The sequence below is a fragment of the Paraburkholderia caribensis genome, from assembly GCF_002902945.1.
GTDB classification, from domain to species: Bacteria; Pseudomonadota; Gammaproteobacteria; order Burkholderiales; family Burkholderiaceae; genus Paraburkholderia; species Paraburkholderia caribensis.
In genome coordinates this window covers 2,766,978-2,791,018 of sequence record NZ_CP026102.1, presented here as the reverse complement: position 1 = coordinate 2,791,018, position 24,041 = coordinate 2,766,978, and the positions used below count along the sequence as shown (strand labels likewise).

The window sequence follows — 24,041 nt, the reverse complement described above, 5'->3', positions numbered from 1 at the left end:
TCTCAGATGTTCCCGCTATTGATTTCCGCCGCGATGTCGCGCCATCGACTGTCCTCGATGCTGTTCGCCCAGCCGGAAAATGCTTCGTTCTCGCGGCGTAGATGTGCAATCTGGGCCGCAACAAAAGGATGCTTGTCGAAGCTGGCGTGACATCGCACTGCCAGCGTCCCAAAGGCATGAAGGTCGACTGTCTCGGTCCAGCCATGGATTTGCTGACAGCGGGCAAGCGCTGCGTCGACAAGATCGCCAAGTGCCACGTCGGTTCCGAAGTCGCGAAGTACGCTGTTCAACGCTTCGATGCGAGCGACACCATTGCGCTGCTCTCGCGTCATGAACCACACGGGCGCTATCGAATCGGGCGGGTCTTGCTGCGGGAGCACCAATAGCTGCGCGTCAACGTCGAGAAACGACCAGTGATGAAGCGTAGGTAAGCCACTAAAAAACTGAGACTCGCGCAGGTAGCGGAACAGATGACCTAAGACGCGAGGGTCATAGAAGCGAAAAACAACACATTCGTTGTCATCGAGCGGCAGGATCGCTTTTTGAGTCAACGCGTCCACGAGTGATTGCTCATCGCCCGAAAGAGAGAGCCATCCGCACACGCTCCGTGCCGTACCTTTGCCGCTTTTCCAATCGTCGACCTCGGCTTGCGCGAGTGAAATGGAACGTTCGAGCAGTCGTTGACCCGTGAGATCAGCTGGAAGCAGGAGCAGATACGGCCACGCGTGACGTGGGACCTTCTTCTCGGGCAGGGCAAGGCGATAGACGGGGATGTCATTCGACGAATGCAGCTCGGGGAAAGGATCGCCAAGTGTCGGATCAACGAAGACCGCAACGCGCTGCGATTGCTCCGTGGCATTCTGCGCGAGCTGAGCGGCAATGAAACCAGCGTCCTTTCGACGCAGCGCACCAATGAATCCAGTTGCTTCAGACAAACGCGCCTCCTGCCGATGTCACACGTTGCAAGGCAGAAAGGCAACTGATTATGTCGAACGATTTTGTCTCCGCGTTGGCGTTCACGGGACCGCCTTTTTGCAGCGTGATGCAGTTGAGCTTGACGTCGCCGGGGCAATTCAATTCAATATTCCCGTTTGCCAGCTTGATTTCCGCACCACCGCATTTCAGAGAGAGGCTGCCCTTTGCGCTGATCTCGACGCTTCCTTCAGATGCCAGCATCTTGATGTTCTGGGACGCTGTCATCTCGATGCTGCCGCTCTGCGCCTGGATCTCATTCTTTCCTTGTGCGGCAACGAGCTTCATGCCCCCGGCATTTGCAAAGACGGACACGATCTGACCGGCGGCGACTGTGAAGTTTTCCATCGCCCCAGCATCGATATTTTTGCCCGCCGTAAGCGTGACGTTATCTCCTGCGCTATGCTGGATCGTTTCTGGCGTGACAAGCGCGATGGCCGCTGGAGCGGATACCAGCACGGACGGCGATTGCAGATTTTTGAGTGCAGCGTTATTGAGCGTGTTCTGGCCTTCAAGGTCGGCAAGTACCGCTTGGGCAGTCTTGACCATTTCGCCCAGCGCTTTCATCTGGGTTAGCGCGCTCGCCAGCATCGCTTGCGCCTGCTGCATGTCCAGTTGCTGTCCGCTCGCGTTGGGCCGGTCATCGGCGGAGATAAACAACCCCTTCCCCGCGCGAATCGCCCCATACCCAGACGTTCTGAGCTCAAACCCCTCCCCCCGCTTCTGCTTCTTCGCATCAACCAGATACCCGAGATTGAGCTGGCTCTTCCCCGAATGCTCGGTCGACAGCTTGATCCCTTCCTGCCCCTCCCAATCTTCCATCCGCAGCTTGTTATTCGACTGCGTGCGAATGACGTTGCGCGATAACCAACGATCGTCGCTAGTAACGTGATCAACCGCCTGGCTATGATGATGAAACGCGGCGATATACGGCTTATCAGGATCACCATCGCGAAACTCGACAACAGCTTCCGTCCCATCCAACGCCGGAAAGTGGAACCCTGTCTGCAGCGCGCCTGCAAAAGGTTTTGCGAGCCGCAGCGGTACACTTTCCCCGCCCGGATTCCATTCGTCGAAATCCAGGTCGAAACGGACGACGTAATAGCCTTGCTGCGTCAAATACGCATACTTGTATTTACCGGGCGACGTGACGCGTGCGCTCAGCGAGCCGATAACACGGGGCCACGCATCTTCATCGAGCCTGAGCCGGAATCGCCGACCGGAAGGAATCGCCCTGTAGGAATTGGAATAAGCCGTATCGCGCGCGCCGCGATGCCTTACCTCGACGACAACCTGACCGTCAGGCGCATCGGCGAGCGGCGCATCGACGTGCAGGATGCGCGCGGGTTGCAGCGCGAGCACGTTGCTCTCGCCTTCATAGATGATCTGCCATGCAATCGCTGCCTCATGACGCAACTGCGCTGCCCACTGCGCGCCGTCGGCATCCAGATGATTGGTGCCATAGATGTAGGGCTTGCCGTAGGTTGTGGCATCCTCGCTTGCAACATTGGCGTTGGCCTTAAAGCGCTCCCAGGCCTTATCGGGGTTATAGTCGGCAACCGTATAACCCTGCGCGACACTGTACGAATGCGTGCTTAGTCCATATACGGCTTCCACACCCGCTTCCAGCCCAGCCGTCTCTCGATAGGGCACATCGAGTCGGGGCTGATAGACATAGTGATCAATGTCATCGGAGAAATGGACCACATCGCCGTGTTCGTCTTCCGCAATACGGCACCAGATGCCTTCCTTCTGCATAAGCATCTGCACATAGGCCAGATCGCTCACCTGATACTGCATTCTGAAAGCATGCTGGGGATATTGACGACGTAACCGGAAGCGGAACTGATGCCCCTGAAAACCATGCTTTCGCAGCACGGCCTCAATGATCTCGGGCGTAGTCTGATGCTGGTAGATGCGGCTCGCGCGAACCGATGCGAGGCGTGAAAGGTGCGCCTCGACGACGATCTCATAGCTGGTGAAGTCTCTCGTGGTCTTCAGCTTTGAGAAGCGGGTGATCCAGCCTGAAAACCTGCGAGGCTGCACGTCGGCGGGAACGATCGAGAACTTCGCGTCCTTGCCGAGGTAGTCGGACCTGGCAAGCTGGTCCGGATGCGTGAGGGTAAGAGTAATGCGATAAGGCTCGCCGATGCGCTCGACGGCTTCGAACGAGATCACCGACATCGGGCTTCCATTTCCAGCGCCCAATACATCCAGGAAATAGGCTTGCCTGCCCGTCACGAGTCTCGAATCCGCGGGAGAAAGAGTCGTGTACTTCTGGATGTCGGACATTCCTACTCCTTTGATGGTGCGTAATCCTACACAAGACGGATTAACGGAAGCGATGTGCAAACACCCGTTTGGGCGCACAAGATAAACGTTTGACGTCTTGTTGTGAAGTGACCTTTTGATCGTTTGTTGAGTTAGCGTAATTTTTACAAAATTTGACCCAAACCCGGCTGAATTTCGCTGATGCTCTAGATCGCACCGTGTTAAAAATATTCCTCATAAGGCACGGAATCCTAACTAAGATAAATAAGATATTAAGGACGTAGACATGGCTGAAAGTTTTCAGAACGAGGTGCCTAAGGCACGGATCAACCTTAAGCTCGATTTGCATACGGGCGGCGCGCAGAAGAAGGTCGAGTTGCCGCTCAAGCTGCTCGTGATGGGCGACTACAGCAACGGTCAGGACAACCGGCCTCTCGCAGAGCGCGCAAAGGTCAACGTCAACAAGAACAATTTCGATGCCGTCCTGTCCGACTACGCACCCAAGGCTCGTATCGCCGTGGAGAACACGCTCGCGGAAGATGGATCGGAGTTACCGGTCGACCTGGAATTTCGTTCGATGGACGACTTCAAGCCCGAGAACGTTGCGAGCAAGGTGCCCGAGTTGCGTGCGCTGATGTCGGCTCGCAATCTGCTTCGTGATCTGAAATCCAATCTCCTCGACAACGCCACGTTCCGCCGCGAACTCGAACGCATCCTGAAGGACCCCGCACTGTCCGATCGCCTGCGCGACGATCTGTCAAAGATTGGCGCGTCCAGTTCCCCGGCTGCCTAAGGTCCGTTTATCCAGAAGAGCAGAACTATCATGGCGAAAAACGAAACACGTATTCACGAGACGGCTGGTGCAGATACGGTAGTGCTGGATGCGCCTGGCAAGAGCGTGTATGAATCGCTCTGCGAGAAGATCAACCTGAAGCCCGTCACGGCGGCCCGGCCAACCGATTCGTTCCAGAGTGCGGACGCGTTATCGGAGTCGTCGCTGGACGAACGTGTCGCCCAGGCGATGAACGTGTTCCTGAAGATGATCGCGGACTCGTCGCAGCAGGTCGATCGTCTCGACCGCAGCCTGCTCGATTTTCATATCGAGCATCTCGATCAAAAGATCAGCCGTCAGCTCGACGCGATCATGCACAACGAGGCGTTCCAGCAAATCGAATCGGCATGGCGTGGCCTCAAGTTCCTCGTCGACCGTACGGATTTCCGCAAGAACGTGAAAATTGAAGTGCTGGATGTGTCCAAAGACGCGCTACGCCAGGATTTCGAAGACACGCCTGAGGTCATTCAGAGCGGTCTTTACCTGCACACGTACATCCAGGAGTACGACACGCCAGGCGGCGAGCCGATCGGCTCGATCATTTCGAACTATGAGTTTGACCGTGGCCCGCAGGACATCGCATTGCTGCGCAATATCGCAAAGGTGTCCGCCGCTGCGCATATGCCCTTCATCGGTTCGGTTTCGCCAAAGTTCTTTGGCAAGGAAACGATGGAAGAGGTCGCGAGTATTCGCGACATCGGTAATTACTTCGATCGCGCCGAATACCTGAAGTGGAAGAGTTTCCGCGATTCGGATGATGCCCGCTATATCGGCCTCACGCTGCCGCGTTTCCTTGCGCGTCTGCCATACGGTCAGGACACCGTTCCCGTACGCGCCTTTAACTATACGGAATCGGTCAAGGGCCCCGACCATAACCGCTATCTGTGGGCCAATGCGTCGTTCGCTTTCGCGGCGAACATGGTGAAGAGCTTCATCAAGAATGGCTGGTGCGTGCAGATTCGCGGTCCTCAAGCGGGCGGAATGGTCGAAGACTTGCCCATTCATCTGTACGACCTGGGCACAGGCAATCAGGCAAAGATTCCGAGCGAAGTACTGATTCCCGAAACGCGTGAATTCGAGTTCGCCAACCTGGGCTTTATTCCGCTGTCCTACTACAAGAATCACGACTTCGCATGCTTCTTCTCCGCGCACTCCGCTCAGAAGCCGACGGTGTTCGAGACCAAGGCAGCAACCGCGAACAGCCGCGTGAATGCACGCTTGCCATATATTTTCCTGCTGTCGCGTATCGCGCACTATCTGAAGCTGATTCAGCGCGAGAACATCGGCACGACGAAGGACCGTCGTCTGCTCGAGCTTGAACTGAACACGTGGGTCAAGTCTCTGGTAACCGAGATGACCGATCCGGGCGACGATCTGCAGGCGTCGCATCCGCTGCGCGAAGCTCAGGTGACAGTCGAAGACATCGAGGACGACCCCGGGTTCTTCCGCGTGAAGCTGTTCATTGTCCCGCACTTCCAGATCGAGGGGATGGATATCAATCTGTCACTCGTTTCGCAGATGCCCAAGGCAAAGAACTGATTACGCTACTTCAGATAGCGAAGACTGCACGGTGGCATAGCGCCGCTGTGCAGCCCCGTCGTTTTGCGAGGCACGGCACTGCGAACCAGTGCCCAGCTTCGCGCATTAGCCAGGCATGATGAAGATTACGAGGCCGCTGTGGGCGCAGGGTATTTTCATGACCCCGCAGCACTTTCAACAGCAAGCGATGTGGGACCGGTTTGCTGACGAGCGAGTGGCGCGCATTGCCAGTCCAGACCCTTGGGGCGTCAATCGCGTTGCGTTCGACACGCACGCGTTGTCTATCAACCGGTTGCACCTGACCTCGTTGGCGGCGCGGCTGCCGGATGGAACGTATGTCGATTCGGAAACGTCGGATCGACTGCCGCCGGCACGCGATCTCGGCGAAGTGCCCGCACACCTGGACGCGGCAACGGTATTGGTCGGGCTGCCGCTGATCGATCCGCAAGGCAGCAACTGCATCGAGGACGGCGAACGTCCCGCTCGTCCGCGCCGTTTTCTGCGTGAGTACTTGCAGGTCGTTGACATCAACGGTGAGGGAAAGGAAGAAATCAGCGTCGAGCGGCATGTGCTCGCATTGCTGTTCGATTTCGAGCAGACGGGCGACGGAGATTACGTGACCTGTCCAATCGGTCGCGTTGTGCGGAACGCGCAAGGGCGTTTCGAGTTCGACACGTCATTCGTGCCGCCTTGCCTCACGTTGTCCGCGAACGAACAACTGCTCGGACGGATGAACCGGCTATCGGAAATCCTGCTGGCAAAGAGCGCGAGTCTCGCGGTGCGCCGTCGCGAGCGTTCAGATCAGATAGCTGATTACGCGGTGGCGGACGTATCGCTTTTCTGGCTACTGCATAGCGTCAATACGACGTGGCCGGATCTCGCGCGTCTGTGCCAGGCGCCGGACCAGCATCCCGAGCGGTTGTACGCGGTGCTCGCGCGCCTGGCGGGCTCGCTGCTGACTTTCTCGACGTCGGACACGTTGCAGTCCATTCCCGCGTACGATCACCGTGCACCGGAACCGGTATTCGCAGAGCTGGAGTCGCTGATCCGGACACTGCTGGACACGGTCATTCCATCGCGCGTCGTGCCTGTTGCACTTGAACGCATCAAGCCGACGGTGTGGGTGGGTCGCTTCAACGATCAGCGGCTGGTCGAGGGCGCCGATTACTACCTGTCCGTGCAAGCGGGCGTGGCGGCGCATCAGCTGCTCGAGCAGTTGCCCCGGCTGTGCAAGGCAGGTGCGCCGGATGAGGTCGAGCAGATCGTCAATTCGGCCTTGCCGGGCATCCCGCTGCGAACGATGTCGCGTCTACCCGCAGCCATTCCTGTGCGCATTGAGAACCAATACTTCGCGCTCGACGGCTCACATCCGGCGTTTTCCAGGATGCTCGCCGCGCGCGCGTGTCAGTTCTACATTCCGGCATCGATCCCGGATGTGTCGCTTGAGCTCTACGCGGTGCTGCCGACATGACCAACATGATTCGCTCGCAGACCCAGGCCGATTCCCATGTGCTACCCGTCGCGTTGCGCGACACGGCCTTGCTTGTCGCTGGCCTGATGCAGGATGGCGCACCGCAGGTGTACGACACGTTCCGCGCTACGTGCAAGGACCAGGTCGGCCGACTGCGCGAACAGATGAGAGCCGTTGGACATCCCGCCGATATCGTCGAAGACGCAGCTTATGCGCAATGCGCGTTGCTGGACGAAGCCGCTCTGGGTCATCTGGTCGGCTCCGACCGGGACCACTGGGAACGGGAACCATTGCAGGTTGCAGAGTTTCGCAGCCATGACGCGGGAGATGAGCTCATTCGCCGGATCGAGCGGAGGCTCTCGGAACGGCAGCCGTCGCTCACACTGCTCGCCATTTTCAATGCGGTGTTGAGTCTTGGATTCCACGGCCGGTTCGCACTCGACGGCGATGAAGCGCGTTTCGCGCTGATACGGTCAATCGACGAGCGGCTTGAGCGTGGAGGCTGGCGGCGTGCCGACCCATCCACGACGACCGTCGTCACGACGGCTCCCTGGTCGCGCCCGTGGTATCGCCGCATGAATGCGCTTGCGTGGGTGGTGGCCGCTTGCCTGGCGTCAGGGGTGGTGTATCTGTTGCTCGATCGATGGCTGTCCGCTGCGATCGAAAACCTCGCGCGTTGATCGTCATGTCCGTATCCGCTTATCCCTGGCGATCCGTCTTTGTCTGGATTGCGCTGCTTGCGCTGACGTGGCTCGCCCTGTTTTCTCCGTTCACAGCCGGCTGGAACGGGTCGTGCGCCGCGCTCGTATTGCTGGCTGTATTGGCTTGTATCGTCATTGCGACGCGTCGGATGTGGGCACGGTGCGCCTCGACACAGCACGTGCTGCGCTCCATCGATTGCGCGCTCGCGTCGTTGCCCGCGGACATCAAACGCAACACGCCGCTCGTGCTGACGGTTGGCGAACCGGGTAGCGTGCTTTCGCGCGTCTTCGACAAAAACGCCGTCATCGTCACGGATGCGGCGATCTGGGTGCGTCATGACGATCCGTCGAAGCTGATGCACCTCGCGGATGCTCTGAAGCGCTGGCGCGGCGGCCAGGGTCCCGATGCCGTCGCCTGGCTGATGACGTCCGACGACCCGGCGAGCGCCGTCACTTTGCAGGCGACGCTCAAACGCTGGCGTGTCGCGATCAACGAAGCTGGCCGCGCGGTGGGATACAGGCTGCCGGTATGCATCGCGCTGTACGCGACGGAAACCCGCGACAGGTCGCTCGATTGCCCCTGGTTCGGCGTTTCCGCTTCGGTCCAGCTGGACCCGCATTCGACGGCCGAGCAGCTTTCGGTCTTGCTCGGCGCATTCGCCGAAAGGGCGGTGCCGGAGGACCGCCGGCCGCGCGCGCTGACTGCAATACAACTGGACGCTCTCGCACGTTGGGCTTTCGGAGCTGTTTTGCCACCGTTGGTGGACACGCAGCGCGGCATGCAGGCTTTGACGCTGAACGCTTTCGGTGTGACGGCTGTAGCGGGCCCGGTGGTTCCCGATTCGCTGTACGGACAGTTCGTCGCCTCGACGACGGCGCTCGATCTGCCGGCCGCCGCGGGTATCACCCAGCGCTATCCATTGCCGATCCCGCTGATTCGTGGCATCGCGCCGCAGCCGGTTCGTCGGGCGTTGCCCGTCGCGCTGGCTCATGCGTTCGTGTGGTTTGCCGTGTGGTTCTGTGCGGCCGCCGCAGCTTCCGCGTGGCAGAACCGCGCGCTCGTTTCCGGCGTGCTGGCCCATATGGCGCGCTATGAGGCGATACCACCGGCACAGGACGCCGCGCGCGTGGACGCGCTCGCGGCAGTCAAGCGGGACCGGGACGATCTGGAGCAATACGCAAGTGCGGGTGTGCCGCCGCGGCTCGGTCTCGGGTTGTATCGCGGCGCGCCATTGCTGCCTGTCGTCAATCGGCTGATTGCTGGTTATCAGCCGCCCGCCCCCGCGCCGTCGACGATCGAACTCGACAGCATGTCGCTCTTCGACAGCGGTAGTCCGAAGCTCAAGTCCGGCTCAAACCGCGCGTTGATCGGCGCGCTCGAAATGATCAAGGCGCACCCGGACAAGCGGATCTTGATTGCCGGCCACACAGATTCCGTCGGTAGCAGGGGCGGCAACCTGGCGCTGTCGGAGGCCCGGGCCTCTGCCGTCCGCGACTGGCTTGCGGATGCGTCCGGCCTGTCCGTCACGCGCTTTGCGATACAGGGTTACGGCGACACGCGCCCCAAAGCGTCGAATGACGGCGAGGCGGGACGCGCGGCGAACCGGCGCGTCGAGATCACTCTAGTACCCGACTGCCGTGCCGATCGCGGCGACGGTTTTACCCATGGCCAACCGGCCTGCTCATAAGGAGAAGAAGAAATGGCAATTCCCGCATATATGTGGCTCAAGGATGATGGCGGCGCCGACATCAAGGGCTCGGTCACCGTTCACGATCGCGAAGGCAGCGTGGAAGTGGTCCAGTTCGATCACGGTATCCACATTCCGACCGACGGCAACACGGGCAAGCTGACGGGCACACGCGTCCACGCGCCGATCACTTTCACGAAGGAAACCGACGCGTCGACGCCGTACCTGTACAAGGCCGTGACCAGCGGCCAGACGCTGAAGTCGGTCGAAATCAAGTGGTACAAGATCGACGACGCGGGCAAGGAGAAGGAATACTTCAACACCAAGCTCGACAACGTCAAGGTCGTGGCCGTGCGTCCGAAGATGCTCGACATCAAGATCCCCGAATTCGAGAAGCACAACCATCTCGAAGAAATCGAACTGCGCTACGAAAAGATCACGTGGTCGTACAAGGATGGCAACATCATCCACGGCGATACGTGGAACGAGCGCTCATAAGCGTTCGAACATGACGGTCCGGTCTGGCGACTGCCTCGAGGGACCGTCATCGTCTCCGGTCCGCTTGTGCGGACCGGCCTGTGCCCCGCCTACCTTCTGCCATGATCGCCAGAGACTTCTCCCTGTTCCTGCGCCGCCTGAACGAGCATTGCGCACACGCCCTCGCCGACGCCGCGAGCCTGTGCGAAACCCGCGCCCATCGCGATATCGAGGTCGAGCATTGGCTCATCAAGCTGCTCGAACTCGGAGACGGAGACCTCGTGGCGCTCATACGGCGCTATGAACTGGACGTCGACGCTATCTGGAACGGTTTGCTGAGTGCAATCGACCGCTTGCCGCATGAGTTGCGCGGCAAGCCTGGCCTGTCGAACCGTCTTGGACAGTTGCTCGAAGCAGCGTGGATGCGTGCTTCTCTGGACTCGCCAGGAACGGGCAGCACCGTCATTCGCTCGGCGCATCTGCTGGCAGCACTGGCCGATACGCCATCGCTGCTGCGCGCGCCGGATGCGTGGGCATTGCTGTCGGTATCGCCTGCGCAGATCGAACGCGTGATGCCGGAGCTCGACGGGATTTCTATCGAAGCGCCGCGCGGCGACGCGAACGCGGCAGCGCAGTCACAGGCCGAAGCGGCGCCGCACCCGGTCTCGCGACACGGAAGCGCTCACGCGTCCGGCCGTCAGCATTCGAATGACGCGCTTTCGCGCTTCACCATCGATATCACGCAGAAGGCGCGCGAGGGGCGAATCGACCCGGTGTTCGGCCGCGACGTCGAGATTCGCCAGATGGTCGACATTCTTGCGCGGCGGCGCAAGAACAATCCGATTCTGGTGGGCGACCCCGGAGTCGGCAAGACGGCGCTGGTGGAAGGTCTGTCGTTGAAAATCGCGCAAGGCGATGTCCCGCTGGCGATTCGCGACGTCAGCGTGTTGACGCTCGACCTGGGTCTGCTGCAGGCGGGCGCGGGCGTCAAAGGCGAATTCGAGCAGCGCCTGAAAAACGTCATCGAGGCCGTGCAGCAATCGCCAGTGCCGATTCTGCTGTTCATCGACGAAGCCCACACTTTGATCGGCGCGGGCAATTCCGCGGGCGGCGCGGACGCAGCGAACCTGCTCAAGCCGGCACTCGCGCGCGGCGAGTTGCGCACGATTGCTGCGACCACATGGTCGGAGTACAAGCAGTATTTCGAGCGCGATGCCGCATTGGAGCGGCGCTTTCAGATGGTCAAGGTCGACGAGCCCGACGATGACAATGCGTGTCTGATGTTGCGCGGGTTGAAAGAGCGCTACGCGCAACATCATCGCGTGCATATCACCGACGCGGCCGTGGCGTCCGCTGTGAAGCTGTCGCGTCGATATCTGACAGGGCGCCAGTTGCCGGACAAGGCCGTCGATCTTCTCGATACGGCCGCCGCACGCGTGCGAATGAGCGGTGAGGCGACACCTTTGGCCATTTCCACGCGTGAGGCAGAGAAAGCGGCGCTCGAAGTCGAGCGCCTCGCATTGATCGAGGATCAGGCGGCGGCATCCGCAGACGTCCGCGAGCGCGTGAGCACCATCGACAAACAGCTCGATGAACTACGCGCCGGGCTGCACGAACTGGAATCCGCATTCGCCACGCAAAAGAAAGCGGCGGCGCGGGTCGTCGAATTACGCGAGCAATGGCGGGCAACCACTGACGAAGCAACGCGCGGCACACTGCAGCAGTCCATCCGCGAGGCCCACGCGGCGCTTACGCGGCACGGCGTCGAGGCGCTGGTTCACGCGGAAGTCGACGAAGCCGCGATCGCGTCCGTGATTGCCGACTGGACAGGCGTGCCCGCCGGCAGTCTGCTCGAAGACGAACTCGCGACGCTGGTCGAACTCGAAACGCGGCTCGCGCGGGTCGTCGTCGGTCAGGACGACGCACTTGCCGTACTTGGCAAGAGCCTGCGCACGGCGAAAGCGGGTCTCAGGTCCGAAGAGTCGCCGCTTGGCGTATTCCTGCTGGTGGGGCCCTCGGGCGTCGGCAAGACGGAGACGGCGCGTGCACTGGCCGACTTGATGTTCGGCGGCGAACGCGCGCTCGTTACGATCAACCTTTCGGAGTATCAGGAGGCGCACTCCGTATCGCAACTCAAAGGTTCGCCGCCCGGCTACGTCGGTTACGGGCAGGGCGGGGTGCTGACAGAAGCGGTGCGTCAGCGGCCGTACAGCGTGATCTTGCTGGATGAGGTTGAGAAGGCACACCGGGATGTGTTGAACCTGTTCTATCAGGTGTTCGACCGTGGCTTCATGCGCGACGGCGAAGGGCGCATCATCGACTTCCGCAACACGGTAATTCTGATGACGTCGAATCTGGCCAGCGAGCAAATCGTGACCGCGATCGAAACGGCCAATGAAGACGCGAGCGAAATTGCGCAAGATGTGCCTGTGAGCGACGCGCTGCTGATGGACCGTGTTCGTCCCGTGCTGGTCGAGCACTTTCAACCGGCTTTGCTCGCGCGGTTTCAATCGGTGATCTACCGGCCGCTTTCGACTTCGACGCTTGCGACGATCGTACGCATGAAGATCGATAAGGTCGCGCACCGGATCGCGAAACGTTTCGAAGTCGCGCTGATCTGCGACGACACGCTGATCGATGAAATTGTCCGTGCCTGCCAGACGCCAGACTCGGGCGCACGGAATATCGACAGCTTGCTCGATCAACAGATTCTGCCCGTGCTGTCGCGCGAGTTGCTGGTGCGATCGGCGCAAGGCAAGTTGCCAGCCACGATAAGGGTGTCGGTTAGCGAGACGGAAGGCGTGATCGTCGATTTCGAAGAAACGTTGCTTGCCGATGAGGCTGTCGCGTGAACGGAGGCGGTCCCGGGCTCTTCGAAATGGTGACCGGGCACTTCGCGAACGGCGCAGCCGTCGACGAGTTCGACGCGCAGACACAGACGTTTCTGTCCGTGCAGGACAACATCCATCGCATTCTGAATAGTCGCCGCGACGGACTTGTGCATCTGCCGGACTATGGTCTCGCCGATTTGTCGGAGATTTACCGGCACTTGCCGGCGTCGGCGCACAAACTTCGACGCGAGATCGAGGTGACGCTGCTCAAATATGAACCGCGTCTGGCTCGCATCGACATCAGGATCGACGACACCGAGGCTGGCATGCTGTTGAGCTTCACGATGTCGTGCCATCTGCACAAGCAAGGGCTGGTGCGGTTCGGCACGCACTTCACGCCGGACGGGCGCACCCGGCTGAAGATGCTGAACCGGGATATAGACCGGTTTTGACTCTCGCCTCCCCACCCACCCCTTCGCGCTATCATCTCTATCTTCGACGGTTCAACGACACAGCCGGACATGGCAAGAGAAAATACGACAGGAGTGGGACACCGGGCTGCGGGACCTCAGGCGGCGCGCGCATCGGCCGACGAGGACACCGCGAGCAGCACGGAAATCGCGGAATCCGCCGAAGAGGAAGCCGGCGGCGGCTCGACCTATCTCGTCCCCGGCCTCGAACGCGGCTTGCGCATTCTCGCCGAGTTTTCGGCGCGCGAACCCGTGCTCGGCGCGCCCGAGCTGTCCAAGCGCATCGGCATTCCGCGCACGACCACCTTCCGTTTGCTGCAAACGCTCGAAGCACTCGGTTTTCTCGAACGCGCGAATGGCGACCGGCATTTTCGTCTTGGCGTCGCGGTGCTGCGCCTTGGCTTCGAGTATCTGAGTTCACTCGAACTGACCGACTTCGGCACGCCGATCCTCGAACGGCTGCGTGATCAGACAGGCTTGAGCACGCATCTGCTGATACGCGACGAGCGTGATGTGGTGTTCGTCGCAAAGGCGCAGACGCACGATCCGATGTTCAGTTCGGTGAAGGTGCACGTCGGCACGCGGCTTCCCGCGCACGCGACCGTCCACGGCCAGGTGCTGATGGGCGATCTCTCGCTGATGCAATTGCGTCAGCTGTATCCCGAGCAGCAACTCGAACGCTTCACCGACCGCACGCCCGCCACCGTCGACGAACTGTACGAGCGAATCCGCGAAACGGCCGCCCAGGGGTACGCGATCAGCGAGGCATCGTTCGAGCGCGGCATATCCGTGGTCAGCGCGCCCGTGCGCGATCAGACGGGCAAGATCGTCGCGGCGATGACGACGACAGTGCCGCGTTCCGATATCGGCGACGACGAACGCGCACCGCTCGTCGCGAAGGTGTGCAGCGCGGCGCTCGATCTGTCGGCGCGCCTGAACTATCGACCGTCCGCCGACGATCCGACGCTCGCGCAAACGCGTCGCTAGACGCGGCCTCTCTGTCGCGTCGCAAAAGCGGGGCAGAAGACGAAAACAGGCGGCCTCGATGGGCCGCCTGTTTCATTTCGAGCCTTAAAAAAGGCCTCACAACATCGCTCAGAACGAGTGATGAATGCCCGTCAGCACGATCGCCTGATTGCGGCCGCCCGACACGCCGGCCGTGAAGAACGCAGCGTTCGCATTCTCGTTCGCATGCTCGTAGAGCACGTTCACATAGACCTGAGTGCGCTTGGACAGCGCATAAATATCGCCGATTTCGAACTGCGTCCAGCGGCGGCCCGACAGCGTGGTCGTCGCGGCGCCGCCCGCGAGCGTGTTGGCCGGCGTGAACTGATAGTTCGCGCCCGCGTCCCAGCTCTGATACGTGTCCGAGAATCCGTTCGACTGCAACTTCACGCGCGTGTACAGCGCATGCACGAGCAGCTTGCCGAGCTGGTACGACAGGCCCGCGCCCATGTTCTCGACCTTGTCGGCGGAGTAGGTTGCGGCCGGCACGCCCTGGAACCTGTTGATGCCCGTCGTGATGATGGAAGGCGTGCGGTTGTGCTCGTTCGAATACACGGCCGCTGCCTTGAAGGGGCCGTTCGCGTAGTTCACGCCGAAGCTCATCGTCTTGCCTGTCGAGAAGTTCGTCGTATTGCCGAGGCCCATCATCGCGCCGACCGTGAAGCCCGCGTAGCTGGCTGACTTGAACTTCACGGAGTTGTCGAACGGTACGACACCCGTGTCGGCCAGTTCGTCGATATTGCCCGGGTGGAACGCAAACCAGCTCGCCGCGAGATACGCGGTGCTGAGCGGGCCGAGCATGTCGAAGTTGAACGGCGTCTGATGGCCGAGCGTGACCTGTCCGAACTGGTCGGAACTGATGCCGACGTAAGCCTGCCGGTTGAACAGCGTGCCCGCTTTCGCAAAGTTGCCGGTGTTCGTATAGAAGCCGTTTTCCAGCTGGAAGACCGTGTGCAGACCGCCGCCCAGGTCTTCGACGCCACGCAGGCCCCAGCGGTCCGGCTGCATGTTGCCTTGCTCCTCCATCCACTTCGTATGCCCGCCGACGTTGCTCACGTAAGCAATGCCGGCATCGAGGCTGCCGTACAGCGTGACGCTGCTTTGCGCCCATGCCGTCGATGTCACCACAAGTCCTGCCGCGCCCGCAGCGATGATGCGTTTCACCCTTGGTACTCCTGATCGTGTAGTCGAGAGCCGGACGTGCCGGTTTCTCTTCCTTTGCCTGTCATCTCTCTGGATGGCCTTCTGGTCGCCTGCTGAGTTGGCTATCCGCTTCGTGTTCCACCTATGGGCTTATGTATCGCCTATGGAAAGTATAGAGAGTCAATAGCGCGATCAAAAAAGTTTTTGCGACAGTGAAAACCCTCATTCGTCGGATGACCCGGATGCCGTACGCGCGCGCTCTTTATGCGCAGCAACCCATTGATTTGGCCCGGTTTACGGCCTTCTTACGTTGCGAAAAAGCCGCTGTCGGTGTTTTCCCTGGAAGCGCAGAATTTTTATTTTGTCCGCGCAAACATCTTCCTATAATTGACCATACATAAACTGATGTTCCGTAGGTGGAACGTCAAACGGTCGGAACCGGTTGGTCGGAGAAGGTGAGAAATGAGTGAACAGTGGCTTTGCGCCGGACACGCCGGCGCGTTATCCGAAGACGCGCCCGTCGAGTTCAAGCTCGGCGACGGCAAGGAAATCGGCATCTACAAGGTGGGCGATGAGGTCTACGCGCTCGAGAACGTCTGCCCGCATGCGTATGCGCTGCTGACACAAGGCTTCATCGACGGCGACACGGTCGAATGTCCGCTGCACGAAGCCGTTTTTCATATTCCGACGGGCAAGTGTCTGAAGGAACCGGGCGGCCGCGACCTGAAGACGTACGCGGTGCGCCTCGCGGGTGAAGAAATCCAGATCAAGGTGGAATGACATGAAAGAAGCCGTCGTGAACTTCAATCCTTTCCTGAAGCCGTGGCTCGCGCCGCAGCCGAACAACGTCGCCGGCAAGGGCGTGATCGAAAAGCCGGGCGAGACCGGGAACATGATCTGGCAGACGCGCAAGGCTGAGCCGACGCAATACGAAAACGACTTCGGCAATGCACTGGAACAGGTGTTCGAAGCAGGTGCCGTCGAATTGCACGAAGTGGTGGCAGGTCTGAACGGCGTTGGATTCCGCACGCCGGAAGGCGCGCAGTGGAGCGAAGAGCGTCTCGCAGCGGAACTGCGGCTGCTCGCCGAGTAACGCCGCGCGATTCGACCACCCAGCGCACGACCCAAGCGAACACGGAGTTTCCCCATGACGTCTCTCAATACAACGAGCCCCGCGGCCGATCCGATTCAGGCTTATCTCGACCGCGGCATCAAGAACTACTGGTATCCCGTCGCACCGAGCTGGCAGGTAGGCAATGCGCCCATCGGTCTCACGCGACTCAGCGAGCAGATCGTGCTGTGGCGCGATCAGGACGGCAAAGTCCACGCGCTCGAAGACCGCTGCCCGCATCGCGGCGCGCGTCTGTCGCTCGGCTGGAATCTCGGCAATCGCGTCGCATGCTGGTATCACGGCATCGAAGTCGACGGCTCGGGCACTGTGCAGTCCGTGCCTGCCGTGTCGGCCTGTCCGCTCGAAGGCCAGAAGTGCGTGAAGTCGTATCCCGTCGAGGAACATGCGGGCGCGATCTTCCTGTGGTTCGGCGACGAGGCGCACAAGGAGCCGACGCCGCTCGCCCTGCCCGAAGAACTGGTCGGCGCGGAGTACTCGCAGTTCCTGTGCGTATCGAACTGGAAGTGCAACTATCAGTATGCGATCGACAACGTGATGGACCCGATGCACGGCGCGTATCTGCACGCGACGTCTCATTCGATGGCAGAAGGCGACAAGCAGGCCGACATGCGCGTGCGTAAAACAGAGACTGGCCTCATGTTCGAGAAGGTCGGCCAGCGCGACGTGAATTTCGACTGGGTCGAACTCGGTGAAACGGGTTGCCTGTGGATGCGTCTCGCGATTCCCTATAAGAAGAAGTTCGGCCCGGGCGGCAGCTTTGGCATTGTCGGCTTTGCAGTGCCCGTCGATAACGACAACTGCCAGGTCTACTTCTGGCGCACGCGCAAGGTGAGCGGCTGGCAGCGCGACGCATGGCGCTTCCTGTATCGCAATCGTCTCGAAGGGCTGCACTGGGCGGTGCTCGAACAGGATCGCTATGTGCTCGAAAGCCTGGCACCGAATGCGCGTGCTCACGAATTCCTCTATCAACACGATGTCGGCATGACGCGCGTGCGCCGCATGCTGCGTCAACGCGCGCAACAGCACTTCGCGGATCTCGAAGCGCTCAATGCGAAGCAGGCGGAAGCAGGCGCGCTGACGTCGACGGGGCACGCTCATGCCTGATGTCACGGTCTCCGGCCTGAGTGGACGGCGTGTCGTCGTGACAGGCGGCGCGCGCGGGCTTGGCGCAGCGTTCATCGAGGCGCTTGCCGAAGCAGACGCGCATGTCGTGTTCGGCGATGTGCTCGAAGCGGAAGGCAGCGCGCTTGCGGAGAAGCTGGGCGCGAAGGTCCACTTCATTTCACTCGATCTCGCGAGTCCCGACAGCATCGATGCATTCGTCGCGCAAGCCGCGCAGAAGATGGGCGGCATCGACGCGTTGATCAACAACGCCGCCATCACCAACTCAGGCGGACGTTTCGCGCAGGAGTTGACCACGCAAACGTGGGACGCCGTGATGAACGTCAACGTGCGCGGCACGTGGCTGATGTGCACAGCAGCGCTGCCGCATCTGCGCGACTCGAAGCGCGGCGCGATCGTGAACATCGCGTCGGACACGGCGATGTGGGGCGCGCCGAAGTTGCTGGCGTACGTCGCGAGCAAGGGTGCGGTCATCGCGATGACGCGCTCGCTGGCGCGCGAATTCGGCGCGCACGGCATCACGGTGAACGCCATTGCGCCCGGGTTGACGGAAGTCGAAGCCACCGCTTACGTGCCCGCCGAACGCCACGAGTATTACCTGAAAGGCCGTGCCTTGACGCGCGCCCAGGTGCCCGACGACGTGACGGGCCCCGTGCTTTTCCTGCTGACGGATGCCGCCCGCTTCGTAACGGGCCAGTTGCTGCCCGTGAACGGCGGCTTCGTGATGAATTGACCTTGCTCGAACCAGCAAACCACATGGAGAAAACAATGGCCGACGCCGATCTCGAACGCAAATCGTGGGATCAACCCGCCGACGCAAGCTTCGAACAATGGATGGACACGCGCGTCGCGCGGTTCGAAACGCGCCGCTACGACTGGGACGCGCTGAAGTTCCAGGCCGACTACGACCCGAAGTACCGTCGCGCGCAAATGCGCTATGTCGGCACGGGCGGCACGGGTGTCGCTAAAGACATGAACACCGTGCCCGCAGGCAACTTCACGTTTTCGACGATGGTCATTCCCGCCGGCAACATCGGGCCGAGCCACATTCATACCGATGTCGAAGAAATCTTCTTCGTATTGCGCGGCAAGATGAAAGTGATCTGCGAGCGCGACGGGCAAACATGGGAAGCCGTGCTCGGAGAACGCGATCTGATCTCGGTGCCGCCGGGCGTGTATCGCACGGAAATCAACATCGGTGAAGAAGACGCGCTGATGTGCGTGATGCTCGGTTCGTCGAAGCCGATCACGCCGACGTATCCGCCCGATTCGCCGCTCGCAAAGATCAAGCGCGATCTCGCGAAGTAATCCCACCACTCACGAAGTCATGCCCATGTCCGCAGCCTTGCCCGTCACTGTCGATCGAACCGTCACGCTGGAAACGCGCCTCTCGCACTTCCCGGCACGGCGGATCGCGATTGCGCCGCAATGCGCGATCGGCTATCGCGAAGCGGGTGCTGGGCACGCCGATGCGTTGCCGCTCGTGCTGTTGCACGGCATTGGTTCGGGCGCGGCTTCGTGGGTGCAACAACTCGACGCGTTGGGCACGACGCGCCGCGTGTTCGCTTGGGACGCGCCGGGCTATGGCGAATCGACGCCTGTTGCATCGGCTTCGCCCAAAGCAGATGAATATGCCGGCGCGCTCGACGCATGGCTCGATGCGCTCGCCGTAGAACGTTGCGTACTGGTCGGCCATTCGCTCGGCGCGATCATCGCGGGCTCGTACGCGGCATCGCGTGCGCAACGCGTCGCGGGGCTGTTGCTGATTTCGCCCGCGGCAGGCTACGGCACGGCATCCGAAGACGTGCGCGCGTCGAAGCGCGACAGCCGTCTCGCGATGCTCGCCGAACTCGGCCCGCAAGGTCTCGCGGACCAACGCAGCGCCAACATGCTGTCGCCGTACGCCGATGAAGCATCACGCGACTGGGTGCGCTGGAACATGTCGCGCATCGTGCCGACGGGTTACGCGCAGGCGACGCATCTGCTCGCCAACGCGGATCTCGCCAGCGATGTCGCGAGGGTCAACGGCCCAATCGCCGTCGCGGTCGGGGCGGAGGACTCGATCACCCCGCCGTCGTCATGCGAGCGGATTGCACAGGCGGCGCGCACGCGCCTGCAGATCATCCCGCGCGCGGGTCACGCGGGCTACATCGAAGCGGCCAATGAATACACCGCGCTCATCGACGCATTCTGCCGCGCGAGCGACGGTCAATGGAGCAAAGCATGACCCCCGAATTGACGGGCACTGCGCCTGAAGCAGAAGACGACCGCAACGACGCGGGCTATCGCGTGCCCGGACTCGAACGCGGCCTGCGCATTCTCACGGAGTTCTCGCCGCGCGAACCGGTGCTCGGCGCGCCCGAATTGTCGAAGCGCCTCGGCATTCCGCGCACGACGGTGTTCCGTCTGCTGCAGACGCTCGAATCACTGGGCTTTCTGGAGCGCGCGGATCGCGACCGCAACTATCGCCTGGGCGTCGCGGTGCTGCGCCTCGGCTTCGAATATCTCAGTTCGCTCGAACTCACCGATCTCGGCTTGCCGTTGATCGAAGCTTTGCGCGATGCAACGGGGCTGACCACGCACATCGTGATCCGCGACGGCCGCGACGTGGTGTTCGTCGCGAAGGCGCAGAGTCATGCGCCCGTGTTCAGTTCGGTGAAGGTCAACGTCGGCACGCGGCTACCCGCGCATGCGACTACGCACGGTCATGTGCTGATGGGCGATCTCTCGCTCGACGAACTGCGCGCGCTGTATCCGGAGAAGACGCTCGAACGCTTCACGAAACACACGCCCGCTACCGTTGACGAACTATACGAGCGCGTGAGGGACGACGCGGTGCGCGGTTTCGCGATCAGCGAATCGTCCTTCGAAAACGGTATCTCCGTCATCAGTGCGCCCGTGCGCAACGACACGGGCCGCATCGCCGCTGTCATCACCACCACCATTCCGCGCCCGCAGATCGACGCGGCGCTGCTCGACGGCGGCCTGATCGACAAGGTGCGCGGCGCGGCGGAGCAATTGTCGCTGCGGCTGAACTACCGGCCGTCGGCGGAAAGCAGGTACATGAAGGCATTGGGGCTCTGATGATTCAAATCGATCTCACCGGACAGGTTGCCGTGGTGACGGGCGGTTCGTCCGGCATCGGCCTCGCAACCGCCGAACTCTTTTTGCGCGCGGGCGCATCCGTGGCGATCTGCGGACGCGATGCCGACCGGCTCGCAAGCGCCGAAGCTGCTTTGCGCGCCCAGTTTCCGCAAGCGCAATTGCTTGCTGCACGCTGCAACGTGCTCGATGCAGACGAAGTGACGAAGTTCGCGAACGAGGTGCAGCAACGGTTTGGCCGCGCCGACATGCTCGTGAACAACGCAGGCCAGGGCCGCGTATCGACCTTCGCGGACACGACCGACGAAGCGTGGCGCGAAGAACTCGACCTCAAGTACTTCAGCGTCATCCGCCCGACGCGCGCCTTTCTGCCGATGCTCACGCAAGCCGCGCAGCATGGCAACGGCTCGATCGTCTGCGTGAATTCGCTGCTCGCGTTGCAGCCGGAGCCGCACATGGTCGCGACGTCTTCGGCGCGGGCAGGCGTGCAGAACCTGATCAAGTCGCTGGCCGTCGAGCTCGCGCCGCAGGGCATTCGCGTCAATTCGATTCTGATCGGTCTGGTCGAGTCGGGTCAGTGGCGACGCCGTTATCAAACGCAGGCGCAGCCGGGCCAAAGCTGGGAAGACTGGACCCGCGAACTCGCGCGCAAGAAAAACATTCCGCTCGGCCGCTTAGGCCTTCCTGAAGAGGCAGCACAAGCGCTCTTTTATCTCGCTACACCCCTGTCGTCGTACACGACGGGAAGCCATATCGATGTCTCCGGAGGCGTTGCACGTCATGTCTAACAAAACCACCGTCGGCGAACTGATCGCCGCTTTTCTCGAGCAATGTGGCGTCAAAACCGCATTCGGCGTGATCTCGATTCACAACATGCCGATCCTCGACGCGATCCATTCGCGCGGCAACATCCGCTATGTCGGCGCGCGCGGCGAAGCGGGCGCGCTGAACATGGCCGATGGTCTCGCGCGCGTGTCGGGCGGCCTCGGCGTCGCGTTCACGAGCACGGGCACGGCTGCCGGCAACGCGGCGGGCGCGATGGTCGAAGCGCTGACGGCAGGCACGGCGCTCGTGCATATCACCGGTCAGATCGAGTCGACGTATCTGGATCAGGACCTCGCGTACATCCACGAAGCACCCGATCAACTGGCGATGCTCTCGTCGATTTCGAAGGCCGCGTACCGCGTGCGCTCCGTCGAGACCGCACTGGCGACGATCCGCGAAGCCGTGCGCGTCGCGCAAACCGCGCCGAGCGGCCCTGTCAGCGTCGAGATCCCAATCGACATCCAGGCCGCCGAGATCGAATGGCCCGTCGACATGGCGGCGCCGCACATCAACACGCTGACGCACGACACGGCACGCGTCGCGCAACTCGCCGACGAACTCGCGAAGGCGAAGCGTCCGTTGCTGTGGCTCGGTGGCGGCACGCGTCATGCGCGTGCTCAGGTCGAGCGCCTCGTGAAGCTCGGCTTCGGCGTCGTGACCAGCGTGCAGGGCCGTGGCGTGCTGCCCGAAGATCATCCCGCGACGCTCGGCGCATTCAACGTGCAGCCGACTGTCGAGACGTTCTACAAGAGCTGCGATGCGCTGCTCGTGGTCGGCTCGCGTCTGCGCGGCAACGAAACGCTCAAGTACAAGCTCGCGCTGCCGCAGCCGCTGTTCCGCGTCGATGCCGATGCGCTCGCCGACAACCGTGGCTATCGCAACGAACTGTTCATTCATGGCGACGCAGCCGCCGTGCTCGATCAACTCGCGACGCTGCTCGAAGGCCGCATGAAGATCGACCCGGCATTTGCAGGCGATCTCGCCGCGACGCGCGAGGTCGCTGTCGCTGAAACGGGTAAGGGCCTGGGACCGTACAAGCGCCTCGTCGACGTGTTGCAACATGCCGTGGGCCGCGACTACAACTGGGTGCGCGACGTGACGATCTCCAACAGCACGTGGGGCAACCGCATGCTGAAGATCTTCCAGCCGCGCGCGGGCGTGCATGCGCTCGGTGGCGGCATCGGCCAGGGCATTCAGATGGCGATCGGCGCGGCGCTCGCGGATGCGGCGGCGAAGACCGTGTGCCTCGTCGGCGACGGCGGTCTGATGGTCAACGTCGGCGAACTGGTGACGGCCGTGCAGGAAAACGCGAACGTGATGATCGTGCTGATGAACGATCAATGCTATGGCGTGATCCGCAACATTCAGGACGCGCACTACGGCGGCCGCCGCTGCTACGTGCAACTGCATCAACCCGATTTCGCGCAGTTCTGCGCGAGCTTCGGCCTCACCCACTATCGCATTTCGTCGCTGGATCAGGCTGACGACGTGATCCGCGAAGGCATCGCGAAGAGCGGCCCGGTGCTGGTCGAAGTGGACATGCTGTCTGTCGGTTCATTCGCCACGGCATTCGCCGGCCCGCCCGTGCGCAAACAGGAGCCTGAACATGCCTAACGTTGCGGGCATCAATCGTCACGCGCCCATCGATATCGCGATGATCGGCTTCGGCGCCATCGGTCAGACGGTGTATCACGCCGTCGCCGCCGATCCGCAAGTTCATGTGTCGCATGTGATCGTGCCCGAGCATCAGGCCAACGCCGTGCGCGAGCAGGTCGGACCGGATGTGGATGTCGTGTGGTCCGTCGATGCGCTGAAGTCGCGTCCGCAGTTCGCGCTCGAATGCGCGGGGCACGGCGCGCTGGTGAGCCACGTCGTGCCGCTGCTGAAGGCGGGCACGGATTGCGCGGTTGCTTCGATCGGCGCGCTGTCGGACCTTGCGTTGCTCGAAGCGCTGAACGCCGCCGCCGATGAAGGCCACGCAACCGTGACGCTTTTGTCAGGCGCAATTGGCGGCATCGACGCGCTTGCGGCGGCTAAGCTCGGCGGCCTCGACGAAGTGCAGTACATCGGCCGCAAACCGCCGACGGGCTGGCTCGGCACGCCCGCCGAACAACTCTGCGATCTGCAGACGTTGACGGAAGCGCGCGTGATTTTCGAAGGCAGCGCGCGCGAAGCGGCACGCCTGTATCCGAAGAACGCGAACGTTGCGGCAACTGTTGCGCTTGCAGGCCTCGGCCTTGATCAGACGATGGTGCGTCTGATCGCCGATCCTGCCGTGACGCGCAACGTGCATCGCATCGTCGCGCGCGGCGCGTTCGGCGAGATGTCGCTCGAAATGAGCGGCAAGCCGCTGCCCGACAATCCGAAGACCTCTGCATTGACCGCGTTCAGCGCGATCCGCGCGCTGCGCAATCGCGCGGCCCGCTGCGTGATCTGATCTGACAGTCAAAGGAAGTACTA

Annotated in this window: 22 protein-coding genes; 19 read left to right on the top strand and 3 right to left on the bottom strand. The window is 61.6% G+C overall.

What is annotated here, in order from left to right; genetic code table 11:
* Positions 1-2: 2 nt before the first annotated feature.
* Both C2L66_RS29045 and C2L66_RS29040 read right to left on the bottom strand, forming a co-directional pair.
* Positions 3-935, bottom strand: a complete 933-nt coding sequence (locus C2L66_RS29045; protein WP_060604744.1) for a DUF4123 domain-containing protein — start codon at positions 933-935, stop codon at positions 3-5.
* On the bottom strand, positions 928-3,264 hold the full coding sequence (locus tag C2L66_RS29040; protein WP_082670415.1) for a type VI secretion system Vgr family protein: 2,337 nt from the start codon (positions 3,262-3,264) through the stop codon (positions 928-930). The genes C2L66_RS29045 and C2L66_RS29040 overlap by 8 nt, the downstream gene beginning before the upstream one ends.
* 265 nt (positions 3,265-3,529) lie before the next feature.
* Between C2L66_RS29040 and tssB the strand changes: the two genes are divergently transcribed.
* The 9 genes from tssB to C2L66_RS28995 all read left to right on the top strand — a co-directional run bounded on the left by tssB (position 3,530) and on the right by C2L66_RS28995 (position 14,239).
* On the top strand, positions 3,530-4,036 hold the full coding sequence (gene tssB, locus C2L66_RS29035) for a type VI secretion system contractile sheath small subunit (RefSeq protein WP_054933305.1): 507 nt from the start codon (positions 3,530-3,532) through the stop codon (positions 4,034-4,036).
* Between the two features lie 30 nt (positions 4,037-4,066).
* Complete coding sequence (gene tssC / locus C2L66_RS29030) at positions 4,067-5,614, top strand: type VI secretion system contractile sheath large subunit (protein WP_060604750.1); 1,548 nt, start codon at positions 4,067-4,069, stop codon at positions 5,612-5,614.
* 118 nt (positions 5,615-5,732) lie between these two features.
* Positions 5,733-7,085: a type VI secretion system baseplate subunit TssK gene (gene tssK, locus C2L66_RS29025; RefSeq protein WP_082670464.1), complete on the top strand. Its 1,353-nt coding sequence runs from the start codon at positions 5,733-5,735 to the stop codon at positions 7,083-7,085.
* Positions 7,082-7,765 carry a DotU family type IV/VI secretion system protein gene (locus tag C2L66_RS29020; RefSeq protein WP_054933307.1) on the top strand — a complete coding sequence of 228 codons (684 nt, stop codon included), beginning with the start codon at positions 7,082-7,084 and terminating at the stop codon, positions 7,763-7,765. Before tssK ends, C2L66_RS29020 begins: the two co-directional genes overlap by 4 nt.
* Positions 7,766-7,770: 5 nt before the next feature.
* Positions 7,771-9,474 carry an OmpA family protein gene (locus C2L66_RS29015; RefSeq protein ID WP_060607031.1) on the top strand — a complete coding sequence of 568 codons (1,704 nt, stop codon included), beginning with the start codon at positions 7,771-7,773 and terminating at the stop codon, positions 9,472-9,474.
* A 12-nt stretch (positions 9,475-9,486) separates the two neighbouring features.
* Positions 9,487-9,972: an Hcp family type VI secretion system effector gene (locus C2L66_RS29010; protein WP_042304470.1), complete on the top strand. Its 486-nt coding sequence runs from the start codon at positions 9,487-9,489 to the stop codon at positions 9,970-9,972.
* 101 nt (positions 9,973-10,073) lie between these two features.
* Positions 10,074-12,803, top strand: coding sequence for a type VI secretion system ATPase TssH (gene tssH / locus C2L66_RS29005; RefSeq protein WP_060604753.1), 2,730 nt, complete (start codon positions 10,074-10,076; stop codon positions 12,801-12,803).
* Positions 12,804-12,829: 26 nt separating this feature from the next.
* On the top strand, positions 12,830-13,234 hold the full coding sequence (tssE, locus tag C2L66_RS29000) for a type VI secretion system baseplate subunit TssE (RefSeq protein ID WP_060607039.1): 405 nt from the start codon (positions 12,830-12,832) through the stop codon (positions 13,232-13,234).
* 69 nt (positions 13,235-13,303) lie between these two features.
* Positions 13,304-14,239, top strand: a complete 936-nt coding sequence (locus C2L66_RS28995) for an IclR family transcriptional regulator (RefSeq protein WP_054933309.1) — start codon at positions 13,304-13,306, stop codon at positions 14,237-14,239.
* Positions 14,240-14,347: 108 nt separating this feature from the next.
* Here C2L66_RS28995 and C2L66_RS28990 read toward each other — a convergent pair whose 3' ends face one another.
* Entirely contained in the window at positions 14,348-15,421 is a 1,074-nt protein-coding gene (locus C2L66_RS28990) for a porin (protein ID WP_060604756.1), read from the bottom strand.
* 441 nt (positions 15,422-15,862) lie between these two features.
* Between C2L66_RS28990 and C2L66_RS28985 the strand changes: the two genes are divergently transcribed.
* Genes C2L66_RS28985 through C2L66_RS28940 form a run of 10 tightly spaced genes read left to right on the top strand, consistent with a single transcriptional unit; the run spans position 15,863 to position 24,018 of the window.
* Positions 15,863-16,180, top strand: a complete 318-nt coding sequence (locus C2L66_RS28985) for a non-heme iron oxygenase ferredoxin subunit (RefSeq protein ID WP_035998998.1) — start codon at positions 15,863-15,865, stop codon at positions 16,178-16,180.
* Between the two features lies 1 nt (position 16,181).
* Positions 16,182-16,493 carry a recombinase-like helix-turn-helix domain-containing protein gene (locus C2L66_RS28980; RefSeq protein ID WP_035999001.1) on the top strand — a complete coding sequence of 104 codons (312 nt, stop codon included), beginning with the start codon at positions 16,182-16,184 and terminating at the stop codon, positions 16,491-16,493.
* 54 nt (positions 16,494-16,547) lie between these two features.
* The gene (locus tag C2L66_RS28975; protein ID WP_060604759.1) at positions 16,548-17,636 is read left to right on the top strand and encodes an aromatic ring-hydroxylating dioxygenase subunit alpha; all 1,089 of its coding nucleotides are present in this window, start codon (positions 16,548-16,550) and stop codon (positions 17,634-17,636) included.
* Positions 17,629-18,387: an SDR family oxidoreductase gene (locus tag C2L66_RS28970; protein ID WP_054933312.1), complete on the top strand. Its 759-nt coding sequence runs from the start codon at positions 17,629-17,631 to the stop codon at positions 18,385-18,387. The genes C2L66_RS28975 and C2L66_RS28970 overlap by 8 nt, the downstream gene beginning before the upstream one ends.
* A gap of 35 nt (positions 18,388-18,422) precedes the next feature.
* Positions 18,423-18,962 (top strand): cupin domain-containing protein, encoded by a 540-nt coding sequence (locus C2L66_RS28965; protein WP_035999007.1) that lies wholly within the window; start codon positions 18,423-18,425, stop codon positions 18,960-18,962.
* 25 nt (positions 18,963-18,987) lie between these two features.
* Positions 18,988-19,881: an alpha/beta fold hydrolase gene (locus tag C2L66_RS28960; protein ID WP_054933313.1), complete on the top strand. Its 894-nt coding sequence runs from the start codon at positions 18,988-18,990 to the stop codon at positions 19,879-19,881.
* Positions 19,878-20,738 (top strand): IclR family transcriptional regulator, encoded by an 861-nt coding sequence (locus C2L66_RS28955; RefSeq protein ID WP_054933339.1) that lies wholly within the window; start codon positions 19,878-19,880, stop codon positions 20,736-20,738. The genes C2L66_RS28960 and C2L66_RS28955 overlap by 4 nt, the downstream gene beginning before the upstream one ends.
* Positions 20,738-21,544: an SDR family oxidoreductase gene (locus tag C2L66_RS28950; protein ID WP_060604762.1), complete on the top strand. Its 807-nt coding sequence runs from the start codon at positions 20,738-20,740 to the stop codon at positions 21,542-21,544. The genes C2L66_RS28955 and C2L66_RS28950 overlap by 1 nt, the downstream gene beginning before the upstream one ends.
* Complete coding sequence (locus C2L66_RS28945) at positions 21,537-23,195, top strand: thiamine pyrophosphate-binding protein (RefSeq protein WP_060604765.1); 1,659 nt, start codon at positions 21,537-21,539, stop codon at positions 23,193-23,195. Before C2L66_RS28950 ends, C2L66_RS28945 begins: the two co-directional genes overlap by 8 nt.
* Positions 23,188-24,018 carry an aspartate dehydrogenase gene (locus C2L66_RS28940; RefSeq protein WP_054933316.1) on the top strand — a complete coding sequence of 277 codons (831 nt, stop codon included), beginning with the start codon at positions 23,188-23,190 and terminating at the stop codon, positions 24,016-24,018. The genes C2L66_RS28945 and C2L66_RS28940 overlap by 8 nt, the downstream gene beginning before the upstream one ends.
* Positions 24,019-24,041 lie beyond the last annotated feature (23 nt).

Coding starts and splice junctions, on each gene's coding strand:
- C2L66_RS29040 (WP_082670415.1), bottom strand. CDS start 3,264: ATGTCCGACATCCAGAAGTACACGACTCTTTCTCCCGCGGATTCGAGA.
- tssB (WP_054933305.1), top strand. CDS start 3,530: ATGGCTGAAAGTTTTCAGAACGAGGTGCCTAAGGCACGGATCAACCTT.
- tssC (WP_060604750.1), top strand. CDS start 4,067: ATGGCGAAAAACGAAACACGTATTCACGAGACGGCTGGTGCAGATACG.
- tssK (WP_082670464.1), top strand. CDS start 5,733: ATGAAGATTACGAGGCCGCTGTGGGCGCAGGGTATTTTCATGACCCCG.
- C2L66_RS29020 (WP_054933307.1), top strand. CDS start 7,082: ATGACCAACATGATTCGCTCGCAGACCCAGGCCGATTCCCATGTGCTA.
- C2L66_RS29015 (WP_060607031.1), top strand. CDS start 7,771: ATGTCCGTATCCGCTTATCCCTGGCGATCCGTCTTTGTCTGGATTGCG.
- C2L66_RS29010 (WP_042304470.1), top strand. CDS start 9,487: ATGGCAATTCCCGCATATATGTGGCTCAAGGATGATGGCGGCGCCGAC.
- tssH (WP_060604753.1), top strand. CDS start 10,074: ATGATCGCCAGAGACTTCTCCCTGTTCCTGCGCCGCCTGAACGAGCAT.
- tssE (WP_060607039.1), top strand. CDS start 12,830: ATGGTGACCGGGCACTTCGCGAACGGCGCAGCCGTCGACGAGTTCGAC.
- C2L66_RS28995 (WP_054933309.1), top strand. CDS start 13,304: ATGGCAAGAGAAAATACGACAGGAGTGGGACACCGGGCTGCGGGACCT.
- C2L66_RS28985 (WP_035998998.1), top strand. CDS start 15,863: ATGAGTGAACAGTGGCTTTGCGCCGGACACGCCGGCGCGTTATCCGAA.
- C2L66_RS28980 (WP_035999001.1), top strand. CDS start 16,182: ATGAAAGAAGCCGTCGTGAACTTCAATCCTTTCCTGAAGCCGTGGCTC.
- C2L66_RS28975 (WP_060604759.1), top strand. CDS start 16,548: ATGACGTCTCTCAATACAACGAGCCCCGCGGCCGATCCGATTCAGGCT.
- C2L66_RS28970 (WP_054933312.1), top strand. CDS start 17,629: ATGCCTGATGTCACGGTCTCCGGCCTGAGTGGACGGCGTGTCGTCGTG.
- C2L66_RS28965 (WP_035999007.1), top strand. CDS start 18,423: ATGGCCGACGCCGATCTCGAACGCAAATCGTGGGATCAACCCGCCGAC.
- C2L66_RS28960 (WP_054933313.1), top strand. CDS start 18,988: ATGTCCGCAGCCTTGCCCGTCACTGTCGATCGAACCGTCACGCTGGAA.
- C2L66_RS28955 (WP_054933339.1), top strand. CDS start 19,878: ATGACCCCCGAATTGACGGGCACTGCGCCTGAAGCAGAAGACGACCGC.
- C2L66_RS28950 (WP_060604762.1), top strand. CDS start 20,738: ATGATTCAAATCGATCTCACCGGACAGGTTGCCGTGGTGACGGGCGGT.
- C2L66_RS28945 (WP_060604765.1), top strand. CDS start 21,537: ATGTCTAACAAAACCACCGTCGGCGAACTGATCGCCGCTTTTCTCGAG.
- C2L66_RS28940 (WP_054933316.1), top strand. CDS start 23,188: ATGCCTAACGTTGCGGGCATCAATCGTCACGCGCCCATCGATATCGCG.